Source organism: Streptomyces sp. SID3212 (assembly GCF_009865405.1).
Classification (GTDB): domain Bacteria; phylum Actinomycetota; class Actinomycetes; order Streptomycetales; family Streptomycetaceae; genus Streptomyces.
Window position 1 is genome coordinate 1 of sequence record NZ_WWJY01001222.1, and the last position, 1,235, is coordinate 1,235.

General features: G+C 72.9%; 1 protein-coding gene. It reads left to right on the forward strand.

From position 1 onward, the window contains the following. Window positions 1-1,003 (forward strand): apolipoprotein N-acyltransferase (gene lnt, locus GT042_RS36450; RefSeq protein WP_161312952.1); only part of this gene is annotated, 1,003 nt, incomplete at its 5' end. Window positions 1,004-1,235: the final 232 nt, after the last annotated feature.

Below are 1,235 nucleotides of genomic sequence, written 5' to 3' on the forward strand. Positions count from 1 at the left end.
GCTGCCCCGACGGGCCGCCGCCGTCGCGGCGGCCACCGTGTTCGTGCCGGTGCTCGGGGCGCTCGCCGCCCTGCCGCTGGTGTCCGACGCGGCCGAGGACGGCACCGCGACCGTCGCCGCCGTCCAGGGCAACGTGCCCCGGGCCGGCCTGGAGTTCAACGCCCAGCGCCGCGCGGTCCTCGACAACCACGTCCGCGAGACTCTCCGGCTCGCCGCCGACGTCAAGGCGGGCAAGGTGCCCCAGCCCGACTTCGTGCTCTGGCCCGAGAACTCCTCGGACATCGACCCGTACCGCAACGAGGACGCCCGCCAGGTCATCGACCAGGCGGCGAAGGCGATCGGGGTGCCGATCTCGGTGGGGGCCGTGATCACCCCGGACACCGGACCACTGCGCAACACCCAGATCCTCTGGGATCCCGCGAAGGGGCCGACGGCCACCTACGACAAACGCCAGATCCAGCCGTTCGGCGAGTACCTGCCCCTGCGCTCCCTGCTGCGATCCATCACCCCCGGCTACGCCGACATGGTCGCCCGCGACTTCGGCCGCGGTTCAAAGCCGGGGGTCTTCGACATGGCGGGTACGAAGGTCGGCCTCGCCACCTGCTACGAGGCGGCCTTCGACTGGGCGGTGCGGGACACCGTCACCAACGGCGCCCAGCTCATCTCCGTACCGAGCAACAACGCGACCTTCGACCGCAGCCAGATGACGTACCAGCAGCTGGCGATGTCACGGGTGCGCGCCGTCGAGCACAGCAGGACGGTCGTGGTGCCCGTCACCAGCGGGGTCAGCGCGATCATCAGGCCGGACGGGACGATCGTCCGGCAGACGAAGATGTTCACCCCGGACACGTTGGTCGACACGGTGCCGCTGCGCTCCTCGCTGACCCCCGCCACCCGCCTCGGCACCCTTCCGGAAGGGCTGCTGGCGGCGGTCGCCCTCGGCGGCCTCGGTTGGGCGACCGTCCTGGCGGTACGCGCCCGGCGCGGCGGGGCGGCCGTCTGAGACCTGTCCGGCCCCCGGTCGTCACGTGCGGTGGGGCGGACGGGTGACGTGGACCGGTGACGCCGGGCAGGATGGGGCCCATGTGGAGACAACTGCCGTTCGGGGAAGGGCTGCGCGCCGAGCTGGGACCGCCGCGTCAACCGCACCGGCTGGAGAGCAGCCCCCGCTCCCGGGTGTGGCGCGTCGAGCTGGCCGGGGGGCCGGCGGTGGTCAAGCAGTTCGTCGAGGGGCC